Here is a 23,203-nt window from a genome sequence, read left to right as displayed (position 1 = left end):
GGCACCGCCCCCTCGACGGGGGCGGTTTTCTATTTTCGATCGATTGATTTGCAAGGATACGACGATGGCCCTGGACCCCGACCTGGAAGGCTTTCTGGAACTGGCCGAGATGGGACGCCTGAGCGGCAGGACCCGTGCACTGCATGAGCTGGAGGTGGCACAGGCGCGTGCCGATTTTGAAGCGGCCTCGGCGATACTGGACCCCGCGCCGCCCGCTGCGCTGCAGGTTCGCTCGCTGAGCCTGCCCAGCCGTGACGGCCAGGCCCTGCAACTGCGCCTGTATCGCCAGGCGCAGGACACGCCGCAGCATCAGGCGGCGATCCTGTACCTGCATGGGGGCGGCAACGTGGTGGGCAGCCTGGACTCGCACGACTCGGTATGCCGTCGCCTGGCTGCCAGTGGCCGCCATGCGGTGCTGGCGCTGGGCTACCGGCTGGCGCCGGAGCACCCCTTTCCCACGGCGGTCAACGACACGCTGGATGCTGCCGACTGGCTGGCCGAGCATGCCGGGGCACTGGGCATCGACAGCCGGCAGGTCAGCGTTGCCGGCGACAGTGCCGGCGCCACGCTGGCCACGGTACTGGCGATGAGCGCGCAGCAGGGCGCCTGCCGGCTGATGCCGCAGGCGCAACTGCTGTTCTACCCGGTGACCGATATCAGCGTTGAGCGTGGCTCCCATGAACGCTATGCCGAGGGCTACCTGCTCGAGCGTGACACCCTGAGGTGGTTCAACCGGCATTACTGCGCCGATGCCGCGCAGCGTACCGATTGGCGCGCCTCACCGTTGCTGGCGGCGCATGACCAACCGCAGTTGCGTACCTACATCAGCCTGGCCGAGTATGACCCGCTGTTCGATGAGGGCCAGGCCTACGCCGAACGCCTCAAGGCCTCGGGCACTGAGGTGACGCTGTGTGTGGAGCAGGGCCTGACCCATGATTTTCTGCGCATGGGCGGTATTTCATCGTCGCGGGTGGAGGGTATCTATGCGGATGTCGAGCGCTGGTTGCAGAGGTCTTGAACACCTGCCGAGCCCCGTTCTGACGTCATGAAAAAAGGCCCGCAAGGGCCTTTTTTGTGGGTGACAGACGCTTACCAGTCGTAGGTCAGGTTGGCAGTGACGGTACGGCCCTGGCCGTAGTAGCACTCCCAGAAACCGACGCAACGGCTGACATAGTGCTTGTTGTTGAGGTTCTCCACGTTGGCCTGGACCTTCACGCCCTTGATCTGCAGCGGCGATTTGCCCAGGTCGTAGGAGATCATGCCGTCGTAGACGGTGAACGAGGGGACGCTGAACTCGTTGAAGTCGGTTGCAGTGCCCGGGCTGCTGCGTACATAGCGGGTGCCGACGCCAAAGCCCAGGCCGGCGAGTGCCGTGCTGGCAGGCATCTGGTAATCGATCCAGGCCGAGGCGGTCATCGGGGACAGCCCGCGCGGATGGCGACCCTTCTGGCCGTCGTTGTTCTTGGTGTACTCGGCGTCGACCCGCGAGACCGAGGCGATGATGTTGAGGTTCTCGCTCAGGTTGGCCTTGCCCTCAAGCTCGAAACCCACCGAGCGCAGGGCACCGGACTGCTGGCTGTAGCGCCAGTCGGTGGGGTCGGAGGTGAGCACGTTTTTCATGTCGATCTGGTACGCCGACAACTGGATGAAGCTCTCGGAGCCTGGTGGCTGGTACTTGACACCCACTTCATACTGTTCGCCGGTGGACGCCTCGAAAGACTGTCGGTTGCGGTCTGTGCCAGGCACCGGCAGGAACGACTCGGAATAGCTGATGTAGGGGGTGATGCCGTTGTCGAACAGGTAGCCGATGCCGGCGCGCCCGGAAAACTCCCGGTCTTTCTGCGTCGCAGGCTGGCCGCTGGACAGGGGCGTCCTGTTGTTGGTCTCGGCGATGTCGAAGCGACCACCGAGGGTGAGGAACCACTTGTCCCACTTGAGCTGGTCCTGGATGTAGAGGCCGGTCTGGGTGACGGTGTTGTCCCAGGCGCCGGGCCCGGACTTGTTGAAGTTAAGCGGGCGTCCGTAGTGCGGGTCGTACAGGTCCAGCGGGGGCGGCGTGGTGTCGTAGCGGCCGTAGAACTGGGAGTTGAAGTGGTAGTAGTCCAGGCCCAGCAGCAAGGTGTGGGCGACTTCGCCTGTGTCGAACATGGCCTGGGCGATGTTGTCGATGCCAAAGACCTTGTTCGTCTGCTTCCAGTCGACGCCGTAGCGGTCCTGCAAGCGCTGGTCGTTCAGGCCGGTGGCCGGGTTGGTCGCAAAACTCCAGCCGTTGAAGGCGCCGATGAAATGGTCATCGACGTAGGCATAGCGGGCATTCTGCTTGAGTGTCCAGACATCGTTGAGCTCGTGGGACAGCTCATAGCCGAAGGCGTACTGATCGCGGTCATAGGAGTTGAAGTCGGGCTCGCCGTTGAAACGGTGGCGTGGCACCTTGCCGTTGGGGTTGGGCAGTACCGTGCCGATCGCCGGCAGGGCCTGGGCGTTGGGCGAATCGTTGTCTTTCTGGAACTGCGCGAAGAACGTGAGTTTGGTCTGGTCGCTGATGTTCCAGGTCAGGCTCGGGGCGATGAGCATGCGCTTCTGGTTGGTGTAGTCGATTTCGCCATTGGAGTCGTTGGCCAGGCCCGTGAGCCGATACAGGAAGGTGCCCTGGTCATCGATGGCGCCGCCGAAGTCGAACGCGCCGTAGCGCCGATCGTAGCTGCCGGTGCCCAGCACTACCTGGTGCAGCGGGTCGGCGGTGGGGCGTTTGGATACCATATTGACGATGCCGCCGGGCTGGTTCTGGCCATACAGCACCGAGGCCGGGCCTTTCAGGACTTCGACACGCTCCAGCAGGTAGGGGTCGATCTGCAGGGCGCCACCGGTGCTGCCGCCGCCATAGGGCAGGTGCAGGCCGTCCAGGTACTGCGGCGACGGGCTGAAGCCGCGCGAGGTGGCTTCATCGAAGGACTTGATGCGCGTGGAGAAGCCGTCTACCTGGATACCGGGGGTGTAGCGCAGGGCTTCGTTGACCGAGAGTGCGCCGCGGGCCTTGATTTCGTCCTGGGTGACCACGTTGATGGTTTGCGGGGTTTCGAGGATCGAGGTGTCGGTCTTGGTGCCGGTGGCACTGCGTTTGGCGACATAGCCCTGCACCGGCCCCCATGCCGATTCAGTGTGCTTGCCGGACACCAGCGACGGTTCCAGGTTGATCTGGTCGGCGTCGGCCGCCGAACGTGCGCCGCTGAAGTAGATGGCGTTGTCCTGCACGCTGTAGCGCACTCCGGTGCCTTGCAGCATGATCTGCAGCGACTGGTCGAGCGCGTAGCGGCCCTTGACGGCATGGGCTTGCAGGCCGTTGATCTCTTCGGGGTTGAACAGGATCTGCAGGCCGGTCTGGCGGCTCAGTTCCTGGATCGATTGGCCGAGGGGGCCGGCGGGAATGTCCAGTTGCCATTCCTGTGTTTGTGCCTGTGCGGCCAGGGTGAACGCCATGCCCAGCCCGACCGCGGGCAGCGTGGCTTTGAAGGCGTGGCGCAGGCGCAGCGCTGTGGTCAGGGGCAGCAAGCGGTGTGGTGTTGGCATGGCGATGCTCTTGTCGTAGTTGGCTCAAGTGATTGGGAAGGTAAGTGTCAGCATTTTTTTTTCGAATGTGGGTAAGACGCGCCACCGCTGAAAAACCGGAAATAAAAAAACTTCTCATTACCTTTCGGGTGGTGGCCTATAGCTTTCAGACGATGTAGCGGGAGGGGGATTTAGCGGGGAGCGCTGCTGGAAGGCGTGTTGGCATCAGTGCATCTTCTGCCGGGCCAACAAAAAAGCCAGCCCCCGCAGGGGCCGGCCTTGCCGGCGAACGAGCGCGTAGGGAGCAGGGCTCAGGCCGGTTGCAACTCGCTGACGACCTTGCCCGCCTGCAGGCGGATGAGCTGGTCGGCACTGTCGAAGTAACGGTCATCGTGGGAGATGACGATGATGGTCTTGCCCAGGCGCTTGAGGTCAGGCAACAGCTCGGTATAGAAGATTCGCCGGAAGGTCGGGTCCTGGTCGGCCGCCCATTCGTCGAACACCAGCACCGGTCGCTCTTCCAGCCAGGCACTGACCAGCGCCAGGCGCTTGCGCTGCCCGGTGGACAGATCGGTGGTGCTGAACACGCCATCGCGAATGCTGACCTTGTGGTCGATCTCCAGCCGCCGGAGGTAGCGCGCAGCATCCTCGGGCACGGGCTTGTCACCCTGGATCACGTCGTCGAACAGGTAGTAGTCGGCAAAGATGGTGGTGAAGATCTGCCGGTAGTCATCGCGGTTGGTCGCCGTCACCGCCTGGCCATTGAGCTCGATGCTGCCCGACTGCGGGGCGTACAGGCCCAGCAGCAGCTTGATCAGGGTGGTCTTGCCGCACCCGTTCTCGCCCACGATGAACACGATCTCACCCTGGTTGATGTGCACGTTCACCGGGCCCAGGCGGAATGGCTCGCTGCCCGGCACGGGGGCAAAACTGTAGCTCACCTGGTTCAGTGCCAGGCTGTGCAGCGCGGTGGCGGGCTGGCTCTGGTCGTCGAGCAGCAGGTGGGGCTCGGGGGAGGAGAACTGCTTGGACAGCTCGGCAATGCGGCGGAAGGCGATCTGTGCCTTGCTGATGATCGGCAGGGTGCCGATCAGGTGCTCCAGCGGGCCCTTCATGTACAGCAGCACCAGCACGAAGCCGCTCATCACCGTCTTGTCGGCGCTGGGCCACCAGGACTGCAACGCCAGCGCCAGGCCGATGACCACGAAGAACAGCATCGAGCCCAGGCTCTTGGCGATCACGAAGGTGTTGATGGAGCGGATCTGCGTGTCGCAGATGCGGTTGGCGGTGTTGCGGATGCCGTGCAGGAACATGCGCTGGCGGCGCGGGCGGTGGATGCGCAGTTCCTTGGCGCCCTCGGCAATCGCGTTGTAGTGCTTTTGCAGGTCGTCCTCGGCTTCACGCGCGGCCTCGAAGCCGCGCATGCCCCAGGCGCGGGCGACAAACTGCATCGCCGTGCCCAGGCCGATGGCCAGCAGCATCACCAGGAACATCGGCCACGACAGGCTCGCCAGGTAGCCCAGGCAGCCCAGGGTCACGGTGAGGGACACCGCCAGTGGCGCGAAGGCGAAGGCGAAGTCGCTGATGGTGTCGACGTCGTGGGTCAGCACCGGAATCAGGCGGTGGCTGCGGTAGCGTTCGATCTGGTCGATGGGCGCAGCCAGGACCTTTTCGCCCAGTTCGCGGCGCAGCCTGGCGATGATGTGCTGGCCCACGTAGTTGCTGCCGATATCGGACAGGATGGTGCTGAGCAGGGCCATCAGGCACAGCCCGGCAAAGCCCAGCACCAGCCCCTGGGTGAGGCCGCTTTCGTTGTGCAGGGCGCTGTTGATGGTGGCCAGCAGCGCGGTGACGCTGAGGCCGCCGAGCATGCCCAGGCCGATCGACAGGCTTACCAGCGGCCAGAAGGGTTTGAGCAGGCCGAACAGTTCACTGATGGCCCCGCGAGGTTTGCTGGTCATTCGAGTCTCCCGAATCACACGTGGTTGAGGGGGCGGTCAGAGCTCGCGGGCAACGCGAAAACCCAGGTAGTCGCCGCGTACATCGGGGGCGCGGCTGTTGCGGTTGCCCGAGCGCGAGAACACCGGCGCCTCGCCCCAGTCATTGCCGCGCATGATGCGGATGTCGCAGTTGCCGGTCAGCCACGCGCTGCCGTCGGCGGGGGCGCCTTCATAGCTGGTGTTGAGGCAGTCGGCGACCCACTCGTAGACGTTGCCGTGCATGTCGTACACGCCGAAGGCATTGGGCGGGAAACTGCCTGCCGGGGAGGTGTACGAGTAGCCGTCGGCAGGCCCGTAGGTGTTGGCGTGCCGGGCGATGCTGTACTTTTTTTCGTCATTGTCATCGAACGGGAACGGGAACGGTCCGCGCGAGCCGGCGCGTGCGCCGTACTCACGCTCGGCCTCGCTGAGCATGCGGTAAGTGTGGCCGGTCTTTTTCGACAGCCACCGGGCGTAGTCCTGCACGTCGAAGTAGCTGACGCACACCGCTGGCTGGCGCGGACCCTGTTTGTAGGTCGGCTTGCTGGCGGTGCAGGCACGCCCGGGTCGGGTGTCGCCGTCGGCGATCTTCACCCCGGTTTCGCGGATGTAGGCGTCCAGCTCGCCGGCGGTGACCTGGTAGCGGCTGATGGCAAAGGGCCTGGCGAAGGTCACGGTGTGCAGCGGCCCTTCGTCGTCCTCACGGCCGGTCTCACCGGGCTCGGTGCCCATGGTGAAGCTGCCGGCGGGCAGTACCACCATTTCGGGGCAGTCCTTGCAGTCGGTGAATACCTGGCCGGGCTGGCGAGGGGAATCTGCCGCGTGGGCGCCCGCGCACAGTGCCAGGCCGAGCGCGGCACTGCACGACAGCTGTGCAAGGGTGCGCGACATGCGCGGGTACGGGGTTGAACGATGGTGAGGCATGGCAGGTTCCGTCAGCTGTTGGCTACAAGATGAAAGGGCGCGATCAGGCACGCAGGCGTTGGCCCAGCACGCTGATCAGGCGATCGATTTCGGCTTCGGTGTTGAGCAGGCCGGGCGCAGCGCGCACCACCGGGCCCACGTCGCGGGACACCGCATCCACCACGATGCGGTGGCGAGTCAGGTACACGGCCACCTCGTCGGCGTCCTGGCCCTTGACCCGGAAGAAGGTGAAGCCTGACGAGTGACGCGGGCTGCGCGGGGTGACCAGTTCGATCGCCTTGTACTCGGCCAGGCGTTGCTTGAGGTAGTCGTTCAGCCCGTGGATGCGCGCCTGGATCGGCGCCTTGCCCACCTGCAGGTGCAACTCGAAGGCCTTGCCCAGGGCCCAGCGGTGCTCGAAGGCGTGGTAGCCGCCGGGGCTCATGATGGTGGCGAAGTCCTCGTTCTCGGAGAACGTGGCGAAGGTCGGCACCAGGTCCTTGAGCTCGGTGGAGGCAGCGCAGATGATGCCGGTGCCCCGCGGGCCGAACATCCATTTGTGGGTACCGGAGATGAAGTAGTCGCACTTGAGGTCGGCAAAGCGCATGTCTTCCACGCCAAAACCGTGCACGCCGTCGACCACATAGAGGATGCGGTCCTGCTCGTCGCGGTTGCGGTTGCGCTCGCGTACCAGCTCGCCGATGGCCCCGATGGGCAGTTTGACGCCGCTGCCCGAGTGCACCCAGGTCATGCCCAGTACCCGCGTGGACGGGCGGATCGCGGCGGCGATGTTGCCCAGTACCTCGTCGTCCGAGACCCGCTGCGGGTCGCGGAACAGGCGAATCTTGCGCACCTGGGTGCCCTCGCGGGTGGCGCGGTAGGCGAGGCTGTTGCGGGTGGAGTAATGCTCGTGTTCGGTGGTCAGGATCTCCTGGTGGGCGGCCACCTTAAGGCCGCCGTAGATCAGGCCCAGGCCCTCGGTGGTGCTGCCGGTGAGGGCGATCTGGCGTGGCTTGACCTCCAGGTAGCGGGCGGCCCAGTCGCGCACTTCGCCTTCGCGCTTCCATTCGGCCTGGGTTTCCCAGTCGACCCATTGCGCGGGGTGGCGGTCGAGTTTTGCGCGATAGTCTTCGATGGCATCGCGCACCGGCTTGGGATGGGAGGTGATCAGGAAGTTGGCGAAATGAGCGTAATCGGGGTCGAGCTCGAACAGGCTGCGAAAGCCGGCCCAGGCATCGCTGCCGTTGCCGGGCAGGGACGGGCCGGCGAGGGCGCCGGGCAACAGCTGGCTGCCCAGCGGCAGGCTGGCGGCCAGCAGGCCGGCGTACTTGAGAAGGGTGCGGCGATCGGTCATGACGGGGCTCGCTGGCGAGTCAACGGGAAGAGGCGGCTACAGGGCGGGCGGCGTTTTGCGCCTGTTCCCACACCCGCAGGAAGTTGCCGCCCCAGAGCTTGGCTATATCGGCCTCGGAGTAGCCGCGTGAGAGCAGTTCGGCAGTGACGTTGCGGGTTTCGCCCACATCGCGCCAGCCGTCCACGCCACCGCCCTCGTTGAAGTCCGAGCTGATGCCAACGTGATCGATGCCGACCTTGCGCACGGTGTAGTCGATGGCGTCACCGAACTCCTTGAGCGAGGCCGGCGGCTCTTCTTCGAGAATGCCGTACAGCTCGCTGGCGTACTGGCCGAAGCGCTGCTCGGGCCAGGCAGCGATGATCGGGTCGCCGGGCATCAGGGCCACCGCCAGGTTGGGCAGCGGCAGCAGGTCGAAGCGCGCTCGCAGGGCGTTGAGCTTGTCCTGGGTCTTCTGGCTCAGGGGCTTGAGGTAGGTGGAGAAGGCCACCACCTGGATCACGCCGCCGCTGTCCTTGATCAGTTGCATCTCCTTGTCGCTGAGGTTGCGCGGGATGTCGACCATCGCCCGTGGGGCGGAGTTGGACGCCACCAGCGGCGTGCGGCTGAGCCGGGCCACCTGCTCCAGGGCCTTGGTGGACATCTGCGAGACGTCGATGATCACGCCCAGGTCGTTGAGCCGCTGTACCGCCTGGCGGCCCAGGGGCGACAGCCCGTCAAGGGCGTCGGCGGTGTCGTTGAAGAACGGCAGCGGGCGCGAGGAGTCGGCCCAGGCGTTGTTACCCACGTAGCTGAAGCCGAACATGCGCATGCCGCGCGAGGCCCACAGGTCGAGCAGGTCGAGGTCGGTACCCAGCGGGTAGGCGTTGAGCATGCTGATGAACACCGCGAACTTGCCTTCGCCGTGCAGGCGCCGCATGTCCTGTGGGGTGTAGGCGATGGCCACCTGGTTGGGGTAGTCGCGCACCATCGCCATGATCGACTTGTAGCGCACTTCCTGCAGGTTGCGTGCTTCCTGCACGAAGCCTTCGGTGGGCCGGTGCGGACCGTTGGGGCCGTTCCACATTTCGGGCCAGGCAAAAATGGTCAGCGCGGCGCCGGACAGGCGCCCGCGGGCGGTCTTGACCAGGTCGAAGCGTCCGCTGCCTTCCTTGTCGGCTTCATTGCCTTCCATGCCGAAGTTGGCCGGCAGGGTAATGTGGCTGTCGAACGAGAGCAGGCGATCCTGCAGTTCATTGGCCTGCTTGACCACCTCGCGGGGGTAGCCGGCGCTGGGGCCGAAGTAGGTCCAGGCGGCCACCCCGGCACCGGCGGTGAGCGCGGTGGCCAGGCTGATGTACAAGGCTTTTTTCCAGCGTGGTGTGGTCATCGTGGTCTCAGTCAGGTTCACCGTCGAGGTTCAGGCACGAGGCCTTTGCTATCTGGTGAGGACGAGCGCAATCGGCAGAAATTTAGCCGTCGCCTGCGCCCTGCGCGGGCCGCCCGGGGCCGCTTGCTGGCTAAATTTCCCTGTGTGCACAACGTTCTAGCTTCGACAACGCCATGCTCCATGGCGCAACGCGAGACACACAGGTAGGTCAATGACGATTTCTCGACGAGGGTTCATTGCGGGTGTTGCACTGACGGGCGTGGCGGTGCCTGGGGCGCTGTACGCGCACCGCGAGCTGACACGCGAGGAATTTCCGATCACCCCCGGGGAGGCCACCGTCGACTTGCCCGATACCGCCGGCCAGCAGTTGGCCGATACCCTGCGTGGCATCTGGCAGCTGGACGGTGGCAATGCCGGCCTGGAAGGGCTTGAACACACGTCCCTGGAGTTGTTGCTGGATATTGCTCCGCGTGGCCGCGGCCTGCGCGGTTGCCTGGACACGCCCGAGCGCCTGCGCAGTGACGCCGAGCCCCGCTACCGGGTGGTGGGCGACCTGATGCCGGGTGCGCCGAATGTGTTGAGCTGGCGGCTGATACCCACAGCGGACGCTGCGGGGCTGGCGCGCTATGAGTGCCGCGTGCTGCTCGATGAGGTATGGGGCGATTTCGGTAACGCCGGCACTGCCACGCTCACCGGCCAGGTGCTGGACCTGCAGCGCCCGCTGGCCCTGCCCGAGCAGAACCACCGCTTTGTGGCGCGCAAGCGGACCTTCCCCGAAGCTCGCGAGCGCACCGCGCTGAACCCGACGTTGCTGGCGTGGCTGATCTCCCCCGAGCATCGCCTGTTCCACCAGTTGTGGCATGCCTCGCGGGACAAGTGGCACAAGCTGGCACCCAAGCAGCACGAGGCGTTGCGTGCCATCGGCTGGCAGCCCGGTCCGCGTGACCATGAGCGCGATGCCCGTGGCCCGCGCAAGGATCGCAACGGTTCGGGCGAGGACTTCTTTTTCATGCACCGGCACATGCTCGGTACCGCACGTTCGATGCAGGACCTGCCGTCCTGGCCGCGCTTTCCGATGCCGCAGCCGGAACTGGCGCGTGACCGCGCAGGCTTTTTGCGCTACTTCGACAACCAGGATGGCAACGCCTTGCCGCCCACCTGGCTGGCGCAGGGCGATGACGAGTACACCCAGTGGGTCAAGGACATCAAGAGCAGTGAGGTTTTCCATGCCAACTTCGAGCTGTGGGAGTCACGCTACAGCGACCCGCATTATCTTTCGCGCCTGACCCTGGGGCAGTTCGGCTCGGAGGTGGAACTGGGGTTGCACGACTGGCTGCACATGCGCTGGGCGTCGGTGCCGCGTGACCCGGTCAACGGTGCACCGGTGCCCTATGCGCGCACCCCTAGCGATTTTGCGCCGCGCTGGTACGGGCCCGAAAACGATTTTCTCGGCGACCCGTTCTCGTCCCACGTCAACCCGGTGTTCTGGCGCTTCCATGGCTGGATCGATGACCGTATCGAGGACTGGTACCGCGCCCATGAACGCTTTCACCCCGGCCAGGTGGTGCGGCGCGAGGTCAACGGGGTGGCGTGGTTCGCGCCCGGGCGCTGGGTGGAGGTGGCCGACCCCTGGCTGGGCCCGATCACCCACGGTTGCAGCACGGTGCCGGGCCAGCAGGTGGGCAAGAGCGTGGAGATGGACCCGGAGACCATGAAGCTGGCGTTGCGCATCACCTACAGCGACGAAGACGGGCTGGCCAGCCTGGTTCGCCGGGTGCCGCAGCGTCCGTGGTACGCCCGTCACCTGAAGGTCAGGCAGCGCCAGGTGTAAGGCGCTGCCTGCCGGTGTGCCCTAGCGTACCTGGGGGGTTGCCTGCCAGCCGCCGCCCAGCGCCTTGTACAGCGCGATGCTGGCCTGCAGGCGCGAGCGGCGCAATTGCACGTTGTCGTCCTGGGCAGCGAACAGCGTGCGCTGGGTTTCCAGCACGGTGAGCAGGTCTTCGGCACCTGCCTGGTAGCGGCTCTGGGCAATCTGGAAGGCGCGTTGCGCCTGGGCCAGCTCTTCGCTTTGCCACTGGCGCTGCTGGTCCAGCCCGCGAATGCTGTTCAGGGCCTTCTCTACGTCGGCAAAGCCATTGATGATCGCGCCGCGGTAGGTTTCCAGCAGTTCCTGCTGGCGTGCCGTAGCCTTGTCGCGCTCGGCCTTCAGGCGCCCGCCGTTGAAGATCGGTGCCACCAGGCCGGCGCCCAGGTTGTACACCGGGTTGCGCAGGATATCGTCGACGTGCGAGGCGCCTGAACCCACCCCGGCGGTGAGGGTCAGTGCCGGCAGCATGTTGGCCCGCGCCACCTGCACATCGGCTTGCGCTGCGGCCAGCTGGGCTTCGGCGCTGGCGATGTCGGGGCGGCGGGTGAGCAGCTCGCTCGGCAGGCTGGCGGCGATGTCCGGCCAGCTCAGGCGGGCGAAGGCTTCACGATCCAGCTGCAGTTGCTGGCGCGGCTGGCCGAGCAGGGCGGCCAGGCTGATCAATGTCTGCTCGGCGTCCTGGGCCAGCAGTGGCAGCTGGCGCTGTTGCGCGGCCACCAGGCTCTTCTGCTGGGCCAGTTCCAGTGCGGTGGCGGAGCCCGAGTCGTAGCGGCTCTGCACCAGGTGCAGCACGCTCTGGGCGTTGTCCAGGTTCTGTTCGGCAATGCGCTGCTGTTCGACCAGGGCCAGCCAGCGCGTGTAGTGGTCGGCCACGCCGCTGAGCAGGGTCAGCTCGACGGTGTCGCGCTCGAACTCGCTGGCTTGCAGGCTGAAACGGGCACTGTCGCGACCGGCGCGCTTGCCGCCCCAGAAGTCCACCTCGTAGGTGGCGCTCAGGCTGGCCTGGTAACTGTTGGTGGCCTTGTTGGCGGTGCTGTTGTCCAGGGTGCTGGAGCGGTAGGCGTACATGCGCTTCTGGCGCGTGGCGTTGAGGCCCGCATTGAGTTCGGGCAGCAGCGCGGCGCCTGCGATCACGGCACTGGCCTGGGCCTGGCGCACACGGGCGACGGCACCAGCCAGGTCATGGCTGCCCACCCGCGCCTGGTCGATCAACTGGTCGAGTTCGCGGCTGCCGAAGGTGGTCCACCATTGCCGGTCGAGGGTGCCGGCCGCGTCCAGGTGTTCGGTATGCCAGCGTGGCGGTAGCTGCAGGCCGCTGTCCGGGCGCGGCGGCTGGCTGGCGCAGGCCGCCAGCAACAGGCTGGCGGCAAGTAGGGTCAATGGCGCTTTCATAGTGTGTTCATTCGCTGGTAAGGGCTGCCACCGGGTCGAGCCGGGCGGCCTTGCGGGCAGGCATGAAGCCGAAGATGACGCCGGTGACCAGGGCGCAGGCAAAGGCACCGAGCACGGCGGTCAGGGAAAACGCCACGGCCACCTCGCTGAGCAGCAGCGCCCCCCCCACCAGCAGGGCCAGGCCGATGCCGGTGAGGCCGCCGACCACAGAGAGCATCACCGCCTCGGTCAGGAACTGGCGCAGGATGTCGCGCTGGCGGGCACCGGTGGCCATGCGGATGCCGATTTCGCGGGTACGCTCGCGCACGGTCATGAGCATGATGTTCATCACGCCGATGCCGCCCACCAGCAGCGAGATGGCGGCAATCGCGCCGAGCATCAGCGACAGGGTGCCCTGGGTGCGGGCTTCGGCCTGGATCATGGCGGCGTTGTTGGTCAGCTCGTAGTCGCGCTTGCCGTTGTGCAGGCGCAGCATCAACTGGTCGATGGCCTTTTCGGCCTCGTTGACGCGGCGTGCATCGGCGGCGGCAATGGCCACGTACTCGGGGTTCTGGCTGCCGAACAGGCGGATGCTGGCGGCCGAATAGGGCACCGCGATACGGTCGTCGCTGTCCTGGTCGCCTGAACTTGCGCCTTTTTCGGCGAGCACACCCACCACCTGGAAGGGCACGTTCTCGATCAGGATGTATTCGCCAATGGGGTTGGCGGCGTCCTTGAGCAGCTTTTCGCGCACCTTGTGGCCGATGACCGCGACGGCGCTGGCGTTGCGCTCGTCGGCTTCGGTGAAATAGCTGCCTTGTACCACCGGCCAGTTGAAGATGGCCGGGAAGTTGGTGTCGTTGCCGCCCACGTAGCTGGTGTAGTCGGCATTGCCGTAGCGCACGCCGGCGGTGGAGCCGTTGACCGGCATGATGCGCTGGACCTGCGGCAGCCTGCCCACGGCGGCGACGTCTTCCAGGGTGATGACCCCAGGCGGTGTACGCGGGTTGGGAGCGTGCCCGCTGAGGTAGATGATGTTGGAACCGAACGCGCCCATCTGCGCCATCACCTGGCGCTTGCTGCCTTCGCCCACCGCCAGCATCACCACCACCGAGGCCACGCCGATGACGATGCCGAGCAGGGTGAGGGCAGTGCGAAAACGGTTGATCCACATGACGCGCCAGGCGGCCTGCACGGCATCGACCAGCTCGCCCTTCCAGGCCCCGGCATATTCGCTGCCGTCGGCCATGCGTTCGCGCAGGTCGACGGCCTGCAGGGCGCCCGGCGGAGCGTCCACCGGCTGGTCCAGCGGGACCGGCGCCGAGTCGCTGATGATCCGGCCGTCGCTGATCTCGATGATGCGCCTGGCGCGGGCCGCCACCGCACGGTCGTGGGTGATGAGGATGACCACGTGGCCCTGGCTGGCCAGTTCGTCCAGCAGCTTCATGACCTCTACGCCGCTGTGGCTGTCCAGTGCCCCGGTGGGCTCGTCGGCGAGGATGATGTGGCCGCCGTTCATCAGTGCGCGGGCGATCGACACCCGCTGTTGCTGGCCGCCGGACAGTTGGTGCGGGCGGTTGGCGGTACGCTGGCCCAGGCCCAGGCGCTCGAGCAGCGCAGCGGCGCGCGCGTGTCGCTCCGGCGCCGGGGTGCCGGCGTAGATCGCGGGCATCTCGACGTTCTCCTGGGCCGAGCAGGAGGGGATCAGGTGATAGCCCTGGAACACGAAACCGAAGGCCTCGCGGCGCAGCCAGGCCAGGGCGTCGCTATCGAGGTGGGCGACGTCCTCGCCGGCGAACAGGTAGTGGCCGCTGGTGGGGCGGTCGAGGCAGCCGAGGATGTTCATCAGGGTCGACTTGCCGGAGCCCGAGGCGCCGACGATGGCGAGGAACTCACCGGCATGGATGGACAGGTCGATGCCATGCAGGACGTCGACCCGCGGCGTGCCTGCGCCGCCGTAAGACTTGCTGATGGATTTGAGCTGGATCAGTGGCGTCTGCATTCAGCCCTCGCTGCCTTCTAGCGGGCCGATCAGCAGGCGGTCGCCTTCGCTCAGGCCATCGAGGATCTCGATGTGCAGGCGGTCGCTGATGCCGGTGCGTACCTGACGTTCCTCGACGCGGCCGTTGCTGGCCACCACCCTGGCCATCTGCGTGGTGTCCCTGAGCCCGCCGTGCAGGGCGGCGATGGGGGCGGTGAGGACATTGCTGGCCTGGCTGGCCACGAAGAATACCTGGGCGGTCATCTCGGCCATCAGTGCGCTGTCGGCGTTGTCGACGTCCAGCAGTACGGTGTAGAGCACCACGCGGCCACTGCCGCTTTTGCTCGAGGTGTTCGGGCTGCCACCGCCCTGGCCGCTTTCGCCCAGCGGCTTGGGCGGGATCGGCAGGATCTGGCGCACGGTGCTGGCCCAGCGCCGGCTACCGCCGCTAAGGGTGGTGAAGTAGGCGTTCATGCCCGGCTTGACGTGGCCGATGTCGGCTTCGGAGACCTCGGCCCACACGGTCATCGGCGAGAGCTTGGCGATGCGCAGGATCAGCGGGGTCTGCTGCTGTGCGTTGAGGGTCTGGCCTTCGCGGGCATCGACGGCCACCACGGTACCGGACATCGGCGCGTAGATGCGCGTGTAGCCCAGTTCTGCCTGGTCGCTGCGCAGGGTGGCCTGGGCCTGGCGGATCTGCGCCTGGTACATGTCGATGCGGGCCTGGGTGGCCTTGAGTTCGGCGCGCGCGGTCTGTACGTCTTCCTCGCGGGTGGCGCCATTGGCCACCAGGCTCTGCTGGCGCTGGTACTTCTGGCGGGCCAGTTCGTTCTGGGCGCGCTGTTCCTGGAGCTGGGCCTGCAGGTTCTCGATGGCGAAGCGGCTGGCATCGAGCTTGGCCTGCTGGGTGGAGGGGTCGATCTCGACCAGCAACTGGCCTTCCTCGATCGAGTCGCCGGCTTCGACGTGGATCTTGCGGATCTGCCCGGAAGCCTGGGCACCTACATCGACGTAGCGTCTGGGTTGCAGGGTGCCCAGCGCGGTGACGCTGCTTTCGATGTTGGCGCGGGTGACCGCCACGGTGGTCAGTTGGTCGTTGCCTGGCAGGGTCTTCCAGGCGACCAGCGTGCCCAGGGCAAGCAGGCCGAGGCAGCACACGAGCAGGCGGCGTTTGTTTTTCGGGCGTTTCATGCGGGCTTCCAACCAGGGGGTTGATCCATGCCAGGAGGTGACGAACACGCGCTCGGCAGGCATGGGAGGCTGCAAGTTAAACGAGCGGTATTCGAGGTAATTTAAACCGGTGCGTGGCTGGGCCAGCCCGCGCCAGGGCAACACGGGCGAGAGTATGACCGAGTCGCTTGATGAGAATAATATTAATTAGTGTTATTGTGTCGAGCCATACGACCCAGCGGGTTCAACCTCGGCAACGTCGCGCACAGGTACTGTTGTGGAACACTACTATCGAGAGCTGGTGAGCTTTCTGATGTCGCGCCTGGGCAGCCGCCACGCGGCCGAAGACGTTGCCCATGACGCCTACCTGCGGGTGCTGGAACGGGCTGATTCGCAACCTATCGAGCACCCTCGTGCGTTTCTCTACCGTACGGCACTGAACCTGGTGGTGGATGGCCATCGACGCGAGCGGATCCGCCAGGTCGAACCCCTGGAGGTGCTCGATACCGACGAGCGCTGGCACAGCCCGACCCCCTTGCACGCCATGCATGGCGATCAGCGCCTGGCATTGATGCAGCGTGCGCTGGCCGAACTCAGCCCGACATGCCGCGACAGCTTCATGTTGCGCAAGCTCGATGGCCTGTCGCATCAGCAGATCGCCTCGCGCCTGGGCATTTCCCGCAGCCTGGTGGAGAAGCACATCGTCAACGCGATGAAGCACTGCCGCGTGCGCATGCGCGAGTGGGAATCCTGAGCGCGGGGCTGCGATCCAGGGTGAAAGTTCGGGCTGTTCCTTGATTTATGCGCGATTCCCTACAAGTATCAGTGGCAGACCTCTGTTCAGGCGCGATGTTTGCAGCAACTTGCAGTCGTGGATTGTCGCTGTAGGGTCAAGGACGCTAACCCCTTTACCTTCTGCCAGGTCCGGACGATGCCAAACAAATCGATGCGCATCCTGATCGCCGACGAGCACCCCAGCCAGTTGCTGCAACTGGAGAAGATGCTCAATGGACTGGGCTATTACCGCATTGCCCCGGTCGAGAGTTTCGACGAACTGCAGCGCCTGGTGCAGGCGGCCCTGCAGCCCTTCAATCTGCTGATCGGCAACATCGATCTGGCCAGCCACGCGGGCGTGGACATGGCGCGCTTCTGCAAGGCGAGCCTGCCGATCCAGCATGCCTTGCTGTATCACTCTCAGCACCTGAAGGTACCTGCAGTACCGGTGTCACAGCGCCAGGCGGTGAGCCTGAGCCTGCCCAAGGTGCCGGACAGCGAGGCGCTGGAGTCCTTCATGGCGATCATCGATGCGCCGGTGGTAATCGATCAGATGGAACTGAGCGGTGGCCTGGGCGCCCGTGCAGGCTACCTGCCGCGGCGCACCAATTTTGCCCAGACCGTGTTCTGTCGACCGTCCTGAAGCTTGTCGGGCCATTGGCCGCAGTGTTTTGCTATCCTCTTGCGTTTGCCGATTTGCGGAAACGCCCATGAGTGCCATCGCTACCCCCCGACCGTCGTTGTCACGCGCAGACCACAAGACCCTGGGCCTGGCGGCGCTGGGCGGTGCGCTGGAGATCTACGATTTCATCATCTTCGTGTTCTTCGCGCTGACCCTGAGCCAGCTGTTCTTCCCGCCCGAGATGCCGGAGTGGCTGCGTCTGCTGCAGAGCTTCGGGATCTTCGTCACCGGGTACCTGGCGCGGCCGCTGGGCGGCATCCTGATGGCGCATTTTGCCGATCACCTGGGGCGCAAGAAGGTCTTCAGCCTGAGCATCCTGATGATGGCGCTGCCGTGCCTGCTGATCGGGGTGATGCCGACCTATGCCGACATCGGCTACGCGGCGCCGCTGATCCTGCTGGGCCTGCGCATTCTGCAGGGCGCGGCGGTGGGCGGTGAGGTGCCAAGCGCCTGGACCTTCGTCGCCGAGCATGCGCCGGCCGGGCGGCGGGGCTATGCGCTGGGTTTTCTGCAGGCCGGGCTGACGTTCGGCTACCTGCTGGGCGCGCTGACCGCCACGGCGCTGGCCCAGGTGTTCACCGCCCAGGAGATTCTGGACTACGCCTGGCGCTATCCATTCTTGCTGGGCGGGGTGTTCGGCGTGATCGGGGTGTGGCTGCGCCGCTGGCTGAGCGAGACGCCGGTGTTCCTGGCGCTGCGCGAGCGGCGTGAACAACCGGTGGCCTTCCCGCTGCGCACGGTGCTGCGCGAGCACCGCCGCGCGCTGGTGCCGGCGGCCCTGCTGACCTGCGTGCTGACCTCGGCGGTGGTGGTGCTGGTGGTGATTACCCCGACGGTGATGCAGCAGCGTTTCGGCATGAGCGCGGCCGACACCTTCGCCCTGAGCGCGCTGGGTATCGTGTTCTTGAACATCGGTTGCGTGCTGGCCGGCTTGCTGGTGGACCGGGTAGGTGCCTGGCGCGCGCTGATGGTCTACAGCCTGTTGCTGCCGTTGGGAGTGGGGGCGCTGTATGCCAGCCTGATCGGCGGCTGGGGCTGGACCGGGGTGGCCTATGCGCTGGCAGGGCTGGCCTGTGGTGTGGTGGGGGTGGTGCCGTCGGTGATGGTCGGGCTGTTTCCGCCGGCCATTCGCGTGTCGGGGATTTCCTTTACCTACAACCTGGCCTATGCGCTGTGGGCCAGCACCACGCCGCTGATGCTGATTGCGCTGATGCCGTGGAGCCCATGGGTGTGTGTGGGGTTCTGCCTGCTGATGGGCACGGTGGGCCTGCTCACGGCGGTGTACTTCAGTGCGCGGGAGGACCTGCGGGCCGGGGATGAACTGGTGTTGGCGAAGGTGTGAGACCGTTTGCTCGAACGCCTTCACGAAAAAGCCCCCAGCGCCGCAAGGCGTGGGGGCTTTTTTTGTGGGCGGTACTTACATGTTCGGGTAAGTCGGGCCGCCAGCACCTTCCGGGGTCACCCAGGTGATGTTCTGCGAAGGGTCCTTGATGTCACAGGTCTTGCAGTGCACGCAGTTCTGGGCGTTGATCTGGAAGCGCTTGCTGCCGTCTTCCTGGCTGATCACCTCGTATACGCCGGCCGGGCAGTAGCGCTGCGCCGGTTCGTCGTACAACGGCAGGTTGGTGCCGATCGGGATGCTCGGGTCGGTCAGCTTCAGGTGGCACGGCTGCTCTTCTTCATGGTTGGTGCTGGAGAGGAACACCGAGCTCAGCTTGTCGAAGCTCAACTTGCCATCGGGCTTGGGGTAATCGATCTTCTTCGAGTCGGCCGCCAGCTTGAGGCAGGCGTAGTCCGGCTTGGTGTCGTGCAGGGTGAACGGCAGCTTGCCGCCGAACCAGTTCTGGTCGACATAGTTGAATGCCGCGCCGAGCATCGGGCCGAACTTGTGCATCGCCGGGCCGAAGTTGCGGCTGGCGAACAGTTCTTCGTACAGCCAGCTGGCCTTGAAGCCGTCGACGTAGGCGGTCAGTTCGTCGCCACCCTCGCTACCGGCCAGCAGCGCATCGGCCACCGCTTCGGCTGCGAGCATGCCGGACTTCATGGCGGTGTGGCTGCCCTTGATCTTGGCCACGTTCATGGTGCCCAGGTCGCAGCCGATCAGCGCGCCGCCCTTGAATACCATTTTCGGCAGCGAGTTCAGGCCGCCCTTGGCCAGGGCACGGGCGCCATAACTGATGCGCTTGCCACCCTCCAGGTACTGGGCGAGCACCGGGTGGTGCTTGAGGCGCTGGAACTCGTCGAACGGGGAGAGGTAGGCGTTGGCATACGACAGGTCGACGATCAGGCCGACCACCACCTGGTTGTTTTCCAGGTGATACAGGAACGAGCCACCGGTGTTCTCGGTGCTCATCACGTCCAGCGGCCAGCCGGCGGTGTGGATCACCAGGCCTTGCTGGTGCTTGGCCGGGTCGATTTCCCAGATTTCCTTGAGGCCGATGCCGTAGTGCTGCACGTCGCTGGCATTGTCCAGGTCGAAGCGCTTGATCAGTTGCTTGCCGATATGCCCACGGCAGCCTTCGGCGAACAGCGTGTACTTGCCGCGCAGTTCCATGCCGGGGGTGTATACGCCTTCCTTGGGGTTGCCTTCGCGGTCGACACCCAGGTCGCCGGTGATGATCCCGCGGACCACGCCGTTTTCATCGAACAGCGCTTCCTGGGCAGCGAAGCCTGGGTAGACTTCCACGCCCAGGTTCTCGGCCTGCTGGGCCAGCCAGCGGCACAGGTTGCCCAGCGAGATGATGTAGTTGCCTTCGTTGTGCATGGTCTTGGGCACGAACAGATCGGGCACCTTGACCGAGCTGCTGGCGTCGCGCAGCACGTAGATGTCGTCGCGCTTGACCTCGGTGTTCAGTGGCGCGCCGAGTTCTTTCCAGTCCGGGAACAGTTCGTTCAGGGCACGCGGCTCGAACACCGCACCGGAGAGAATGTGTGCACCGACCTCGGAGCCTTTCTCGACCACGCAGACGCTGATTTCATTACCGGCTTCGGCGGCCTTCTGCTTCAGTCGGCAGGCGGCGGACAGGCCTGCCGGGCCAGCGCCGACGATGACCACGTCGAATTCCATGTATTCGCGTTCCACAGGTTCTCTCCTACTCAAGGCTCATCGGTTTTTCTTTGTTGGCGGGTGTCAGGCGGTCATTTCGAAGTACCCGGGTGTGTAGCTCGGGTGATGACGGACTACACCGCTTTCTCTTGGCCGCGCATTATATCTACACCACTTGCGAGGTCCAATACAAACGTTTGTTTGAATTTGCCGCAGCCCAGTAAAATCAAAGACGCACGGCTTGAAGCTGGCTGGTTTGCCGTATTGACCGGATTGGGCGTTACGGTCAAGATACGGGCGGTTTTACGCTCGCCGTAGGCTGACCGTCGGATGCAGGAGCACCCCTAAAAACCAGGCAAAAAGCAGGGCAGTTACGCCAGGACCCGCCTTTGTAGTGGAGTTTACACGCCACGACAAACAATGACCCACGGGTTTTGCGCGCAAGCGTCGAGAACAGACTGCACAGTCAGTTGAGTTTCACCTGCTCGCGTTCGTTTTTGGAGGTGCCCTTGTACCCACGCGCAATCGCCCGGTTCTGCCCAGGCGACATTCTTTTCACCGGAGAGTAACGAGGAATCCATGAAGGTTCTTGTAGCTGTCAAACGAGTGGTCGACTATAACGTCAAGGTTCGCGTCAAGGCGGACAACTCCGGCGTAGACCTTGCTAACGTCAAGATGTCCATGAACCCCTTCTGCGAAATCGCCGTAGAAGAAGCCGTGCGCCTGAAAGAGAAGGGCGTGGCGAGCGAAATCGTCGTCGTTACCGTCGGCCCGGCCACTGCCCAGGAGCAGCTGCGTACCGCCCTGGCCCTGGGTGCCGACCGCGCCGTGCTGGTCGAGTCGGCTGAAGAGCTGACCTCGCTGGCCGTGGCCAAGCTGCTCAAGGCTGTGGTCGACAAGGAGCAGCCGCAGCTGGTCATCCTTGGCAAGCAGGCCATCGACAGCGACAACAACCAGACCGGCCAGATGCTGGCTGCGCTGACCGGCTATGCCCAGGGTACTTTCGCCTCCAAGGTGGAAGTGGCCGGCGACAAGGTCAACGTCACCCGTGAAATCGATGGCGGCCTGCAGACCGTTGCTCTGAACCTGCCGGCCATCGTGACCACCGACCTGCGTCTGAACGAGCCGCGCTATGCGTCGCTGCCGAACATCATGAAGGCCAAGAAGAAGCCGCTGGAGACTGTGACTCCGGACGCGCTGGGCGTTTCCACCGCCTCTACCAACAAGACCCTGAAAGTCGAAGCGCCAGCTGCACGCAGCGCTGGTATCAAGGTCAAGTCGGTGGCTGAACTGGTCGAGAAACTGAAGAACGAGGCGAAGGTAATCTAAATGACTATCCTGGTTATCGCTGAACACGAAAACGGCGCCATTGCCCCGGCGACCCTGAACACCGTTGCTGCCGCCGCGAAAATCGGTGGCGATATCCACGTACTGGTCGCTGGCCAGAACGTGGGTGGCGTTGCCGAAGCTGCCGCGAAAATCGCTGGCGTGGCCAAGGTGCTGGTAGCCGACAACGCTGCCTATGCGCACCAGCTGCCGGAAAACGTCGCGCCGCTGGTGGCCGAGCTTGGCAAGGCCTACAGCCATGTGCTGGCACCTGCCACCTCCAACGGCAAGAACATCCTGCCGCGCGTTGCCGCGCTGCTGGACGTCGACCAGATCTCCGAGATCATCGCGGTCGAGTCGGCGGACACCTTCAAGCGTCCGATCTACGCCGGTAACGCCATTGCCACCGTGCAATCGAGCGCTGCGGTCAAGGTCATCACCGTGCGTGCCACCGGCTTCGACGCCGTTGCCGCCGAAGGTGGTTCGGCTGCTGTCGAAGCGGTTGGCGCTGCCCACGATGCGGGCAAGTCGGCATTTGTCGGCGAAGAGCTGGCCAAGTCCGATCGTCCTGAGCTGACCGCTGCCAAGATCGTCGTTTCCGGCGGTCGCGGCATGCAGAACGGTGACAACTTCAAGCACCTGTACGCGCTGGCCGACAAGCTCGGCGCCGCCGTGGGTGCTTCGCGCGCCGCGGTCGACGCAGGCTTCGTGCCCAACGACATGCAGGTCGGCCAGACCGGCAAGATCGTTGCGCCGCAGCTGTACATCGCCGTCGGTATCTCCGGCGCGATCCAGCACCTGGCCGGCATGAAGGACTCCAAGGTGATCGTTGCGATCAACAAGGACGAAGAGGCGCCGATCTTCCAGGTGGCCGACTACGGCCTGGTCGCCGACCTGTTCGAAGCCGTACCTGAGCTGGAGAAGCTGGTTTAATCCAGCCGCTTCACTTATAAAGAGCCCGGTCTTTTGATCGGGCTTTTTTATTTCGCGACGCAAGGGAGGCATGTGCATGGGGTGGCTTGGCCGAATGGCGATGGCGGGATTGCTGGGGTTTGCCTGCTTGCCCACGGCGGCGCTGGCGGTGGGCAAGTGCGAGCGTCTGGTGGCGACCGGCAGCCCCGATGCGCCGCCCTATGCCTGGCGCGACCCGCAGGACCCCAGGCACCTGATTGGCGCCAACGTCGACCTGCTCAAGCAGGTGGCGACGGAGCTTGGGCTGAAGGTCGAGGTGCTGTACGCAGGCAAGCGCAACGAGGCGCAGCATGAAGTGCGCAGCGGACGCATGGACCTGCTGGTGGATGCGCCGCTGGCCACTGAAGACCTGACCCGCGTCGACTTCATCCACCCGGCGCTGCTGCAGAACGACTACCTGGTGTGGACCCGGCACGACTCCACGCTGGCCTACGACGGCCTGGCCGATCTGCACCAGCACCAGGGCGCGATCTCGGAGAAGGCCAGGCTGACCCCGGCGTTCGCCCAGTTTGCCAAGGACCAGTTGAAGCTGGCGCCGGCGCAGAACCTGACCCAGGCATTCCAGAAGCTTTTGCTTGGCCAGGTCGACTATGTGCTGGCCGGGCGTTACGCCGGCATGGCCATGGCGCAGACCCTTGGCATGGCCAACGACCTGATCGCCCGCGGCCTGCCGCTGGATCGCCCGGGGCTGTACCTGGCGCTGTCGCACAATTCGGCGTGCAATGACGCCTGGTTGCGCGGACAGCTGGCCAAAAAACTGACAGAATTGCCGGCCTCAGGCGTGCCTCAGGCAGTACTGCAACGCAATGTCGAGCGCTGGAAGGCGCAGCTGCAGCAACCGCTCGACGCCCCCAAACAGTAGGAAG

General features: G+C 65.1%; 17 protein-coding genes. 8 read left to right on the top strand and 9 right to left on the bottom strand.

Annotated elements, in window-relative coordinates; genetic code table 11:
* Positions 1-64 precede the first annotated feature (64 nt).
* The gene (locus V9K84_RS13035) at positions 65-1,018 is read left to right on the top strand and encodes an alpha/beta hydrolase (RefSeq protein ID WP_088515649.1); all 954 of its coding nucleotides are present in this window, start codon (positions 65-67) and stop codon (positions 1,016-1,018) included.
* Between the two features lie 71 nt (positions 1,019-1,089).
* Here V9K84_RS13035 and V9K84_RS13030 read toward each other — a convergent pair whose 3' ends face one another.
* From V9K84_RS13030 to pvdM, 5 genes are all read right to left on the bottom strand, one after another.
* Entirely contained in the window at positions 1,090-3,567 is a 2,478-nt protein-coding gene (locus tag V9K84_RS13030; RefSeq protein WP_088515650.1) for a TonB-dependent siderophore receptor, read from the bottom strand.
* A 290-nt stretch (positions 3,568-3,857) separates the two neighbouring features.
* A complete protein-coding gene (locus tag V9K84_RS13025) occupies positions 3,858-5,507 on the bottom strand; it encodes a cyclic peptide export ABC transporter (RefSeq protein ID WP_088515651.1) in 1,650 nt (549 codons plus the stop codon).
* Positions 5,508-5,543: 36 nt separating this feature from the next.
* A complete protein-coding gene (locus V9K84_RS13020) occupies positions 5,544-6,416 on the bottom strand; it encodes a formylglycine-generating enzyme family protein (protein ID WP_088515709.1) in 873 nt (290 codons plus the stop codon).
* Positions 6,417-6,492: 76 nt separating this feature from the next.
* Positions 6,493-7,782, bottom strand: a complete 1,290-nt coding sequence (locus V9K84_RS13015; protein ID WP_088515652.1) for an aminotransferase class V-fold PLP-dependent enzyme — start codon at positions 7,780-7,782, stop codon at positions 6,493-6,495.
* Positions 7,783-7,801: 19 nt separating this feature from the next.
* Complete coding sequence (gene pvdM / locus V9K84_RS13010; protein WP_043863160.1) at positions 7,802-9,148, bottom strand: pyoverdine-tailoring dipeptidase-like protein PvdM; 1,347 nt, start codon at positions 9,146-9,148, stop codon at positions 7,802-7,804.
* Between the two features lie 211 nt (positions 9,149-9,359).
* Between pvdM and V9K84_RS13005 the strand changes: the two genes are divergently transcribed.
* Complete coding sequence (locus V9K84_RS13005) at positions 9,360-10,979, top strand: PvdJ/PvdD/PvdP-like protein (RefSeq protein ID WP_088515653.1); 1,620 nt, start codon at positions 9,360-9,362, stop codon at positions 10,977-10,979.
* A 21-nt stretch (positions 10,980-11,000) separates the two neighbouring features.
* On the opposite strand, the gene V9K84_RS13000 is transcribed toward V9K84_RS13005, so the two are convergent.
* The 3 genes from V9K84_RS13000 to V9K84_RS12990 are packed head-to-tail and all read right to left on the bottom strand — an operon-like array spanning position 11,001 to position 15,558.
* Positions 11,001-12,407 carry an efflux transporter outer membrane subunit gene (locus V9K84_RS13000; protein WP_088515654.1) on the bottom strand — a complete coding sequence of 469 codons (1,407 nt, stop codon included), beginning with the start codon at positions 12,405-12,407 and terminating at the stop codon, positions 11,001-11,003.
* Positions 12,408-12,414: 7 nt separating this feature from the next.
* The gene (locus V9K84_RS12995; RefSeq protein WP_043863157.1) at positions 12,415-14,388 is read right to left on the bottom strand and encodes a MacB family efflux pump subunit; all 1,974 of its coding nucleotides are present in this window, start codon (positions 14,386-14,388) and stop codon (positions 12,415-12,417) included.
* The gene (locus V9K84_RS12990; protein WP_054915663.1) at positions 14,389-15,558 is read right to left on the bottom strand and encodes an efflux RND transporter periplasmic adaptor subunit; all 1,170 of its coding nucleotides are present in this window, start codon (positions 15,556-15,558) and stop codon (positions 14,389-14,391) included. It lies immediately after the preceding gene.
* Between the two features lie 256 nt (positions 15,559-15,814).
* Between V9K84_RS12990 and V9K84_RS12985 the strand changes: the two genes are divergently transcribed.
* From V9K84_RS12985 to V9K84_RS12975, 3 genes are all read left to right on the top strand, one after another.
* A complete protein-coding gene (locus V9K84_RS12985; protein ID WP_088515655.1) occupies positions 15,815-16,291 on the top strand; it encodes a sigma-70 family RNA polymerase sigma factor in 477 nt (158 codons plus the stop codon).
* A gap of 177 nt (positions 16,292-16,468) precedes the next feature.
* Positions 16,469-16,954, top strand: a complete 486-nt coding sequence (locus V9K84_RS12980; protein WP_088515656.1) for a histidine kinase — start codon at positions 16,469-16,471, stop codon at positions 16,952-16,954.
* A 67-nt stretch (positions 16,955-17,021) separates the two neighbouring features.
* A complete protein-coding gene (locus V9K84_RS12975; RefSeq protein WP_043863153.1) occupies positions 17,022-18,335 on the top strand; it encodes an MFS transporter in 1,314 nt (437 codons plus the stop codon).
* 75 nt (positions 18,336-18,410) lie between these two features.
* Here the strand turns inward: V9K84_RS12975 and V9K84_RS12970 are convergent, their stop codons facing one another.
* The gene (locus V9K84_RS12970; RefSeq protein WP_043863152.1) at positions 18,411-20,075 is read right to left on the bottom strand and encodes an electron transfer flavoprotein-ubiquinone oxidoreductase; all 1,665 of its coding nucleotides are present in this window, start codon (positions 20,073-20,075) and stop codon (positions 18,411-18,413) included.
* A 543-nt stretch (positions 20,076-20,618) separates the two neighbouring features.
* On the opposite strand from V9K84_RS12970, the gene V9K84_RS12965 reads away from it, so the two are divergent.
* From V9K84_RS12965 to V9K84_RS12955, 3 genes are all read left to right on the top strand, one after another.
* On the top strand, positions 20,619-21,368 hold the full coding sequence (locus V9K84_RS12965) for an electron transfer flavoprotein subunit beta/FixA family protein (RefSeq protein WP_043863151.1): 750 nt from the start codon (positions 20,619-20,621) through the stop codon (positions 21,366-21,368).
* The gene (locus tag V9K84_RS12960; protein WP_088515657.1) at positions 21,369-22,298 is read left to right on the top strand and encodes an FAD-binding protein; all 930 of its coding nucleotides are present in this window, start codon (positions 21,369-21,371) and stop codon (positions 22,296-22,298) included.
* Between the two features lie 70 nt (positions 22,299-22,368).
* The gene (locus V9K84_RS12955) at positions 22,369-23,199 is read left to right on the top strand and encodes a transporter substrate-binding domain-containing protein (protein WP_088515658.1); all 831 of its coding nucleotides are present in this window, start codon (positions 22,369-22,371) and stop codon (positions 23,197-23,199) included.
* Positions 23,200-23,203 lie beyond the last annotated feature (4 nt).

This window comes from Pseudomonas sp. AE27 (genome assembly GCF_037113495.1).
Lineage (GTDB): Bacteria > Pseudomonadota > Gammaproteobacteria > Pseudomonadales > Pseudomonadaceae > Aquipseudomonas > Aquipseudomonas palmensis.
This window is presented reverse-complemented; position numbering and strand designations above follow the sequence as displayed.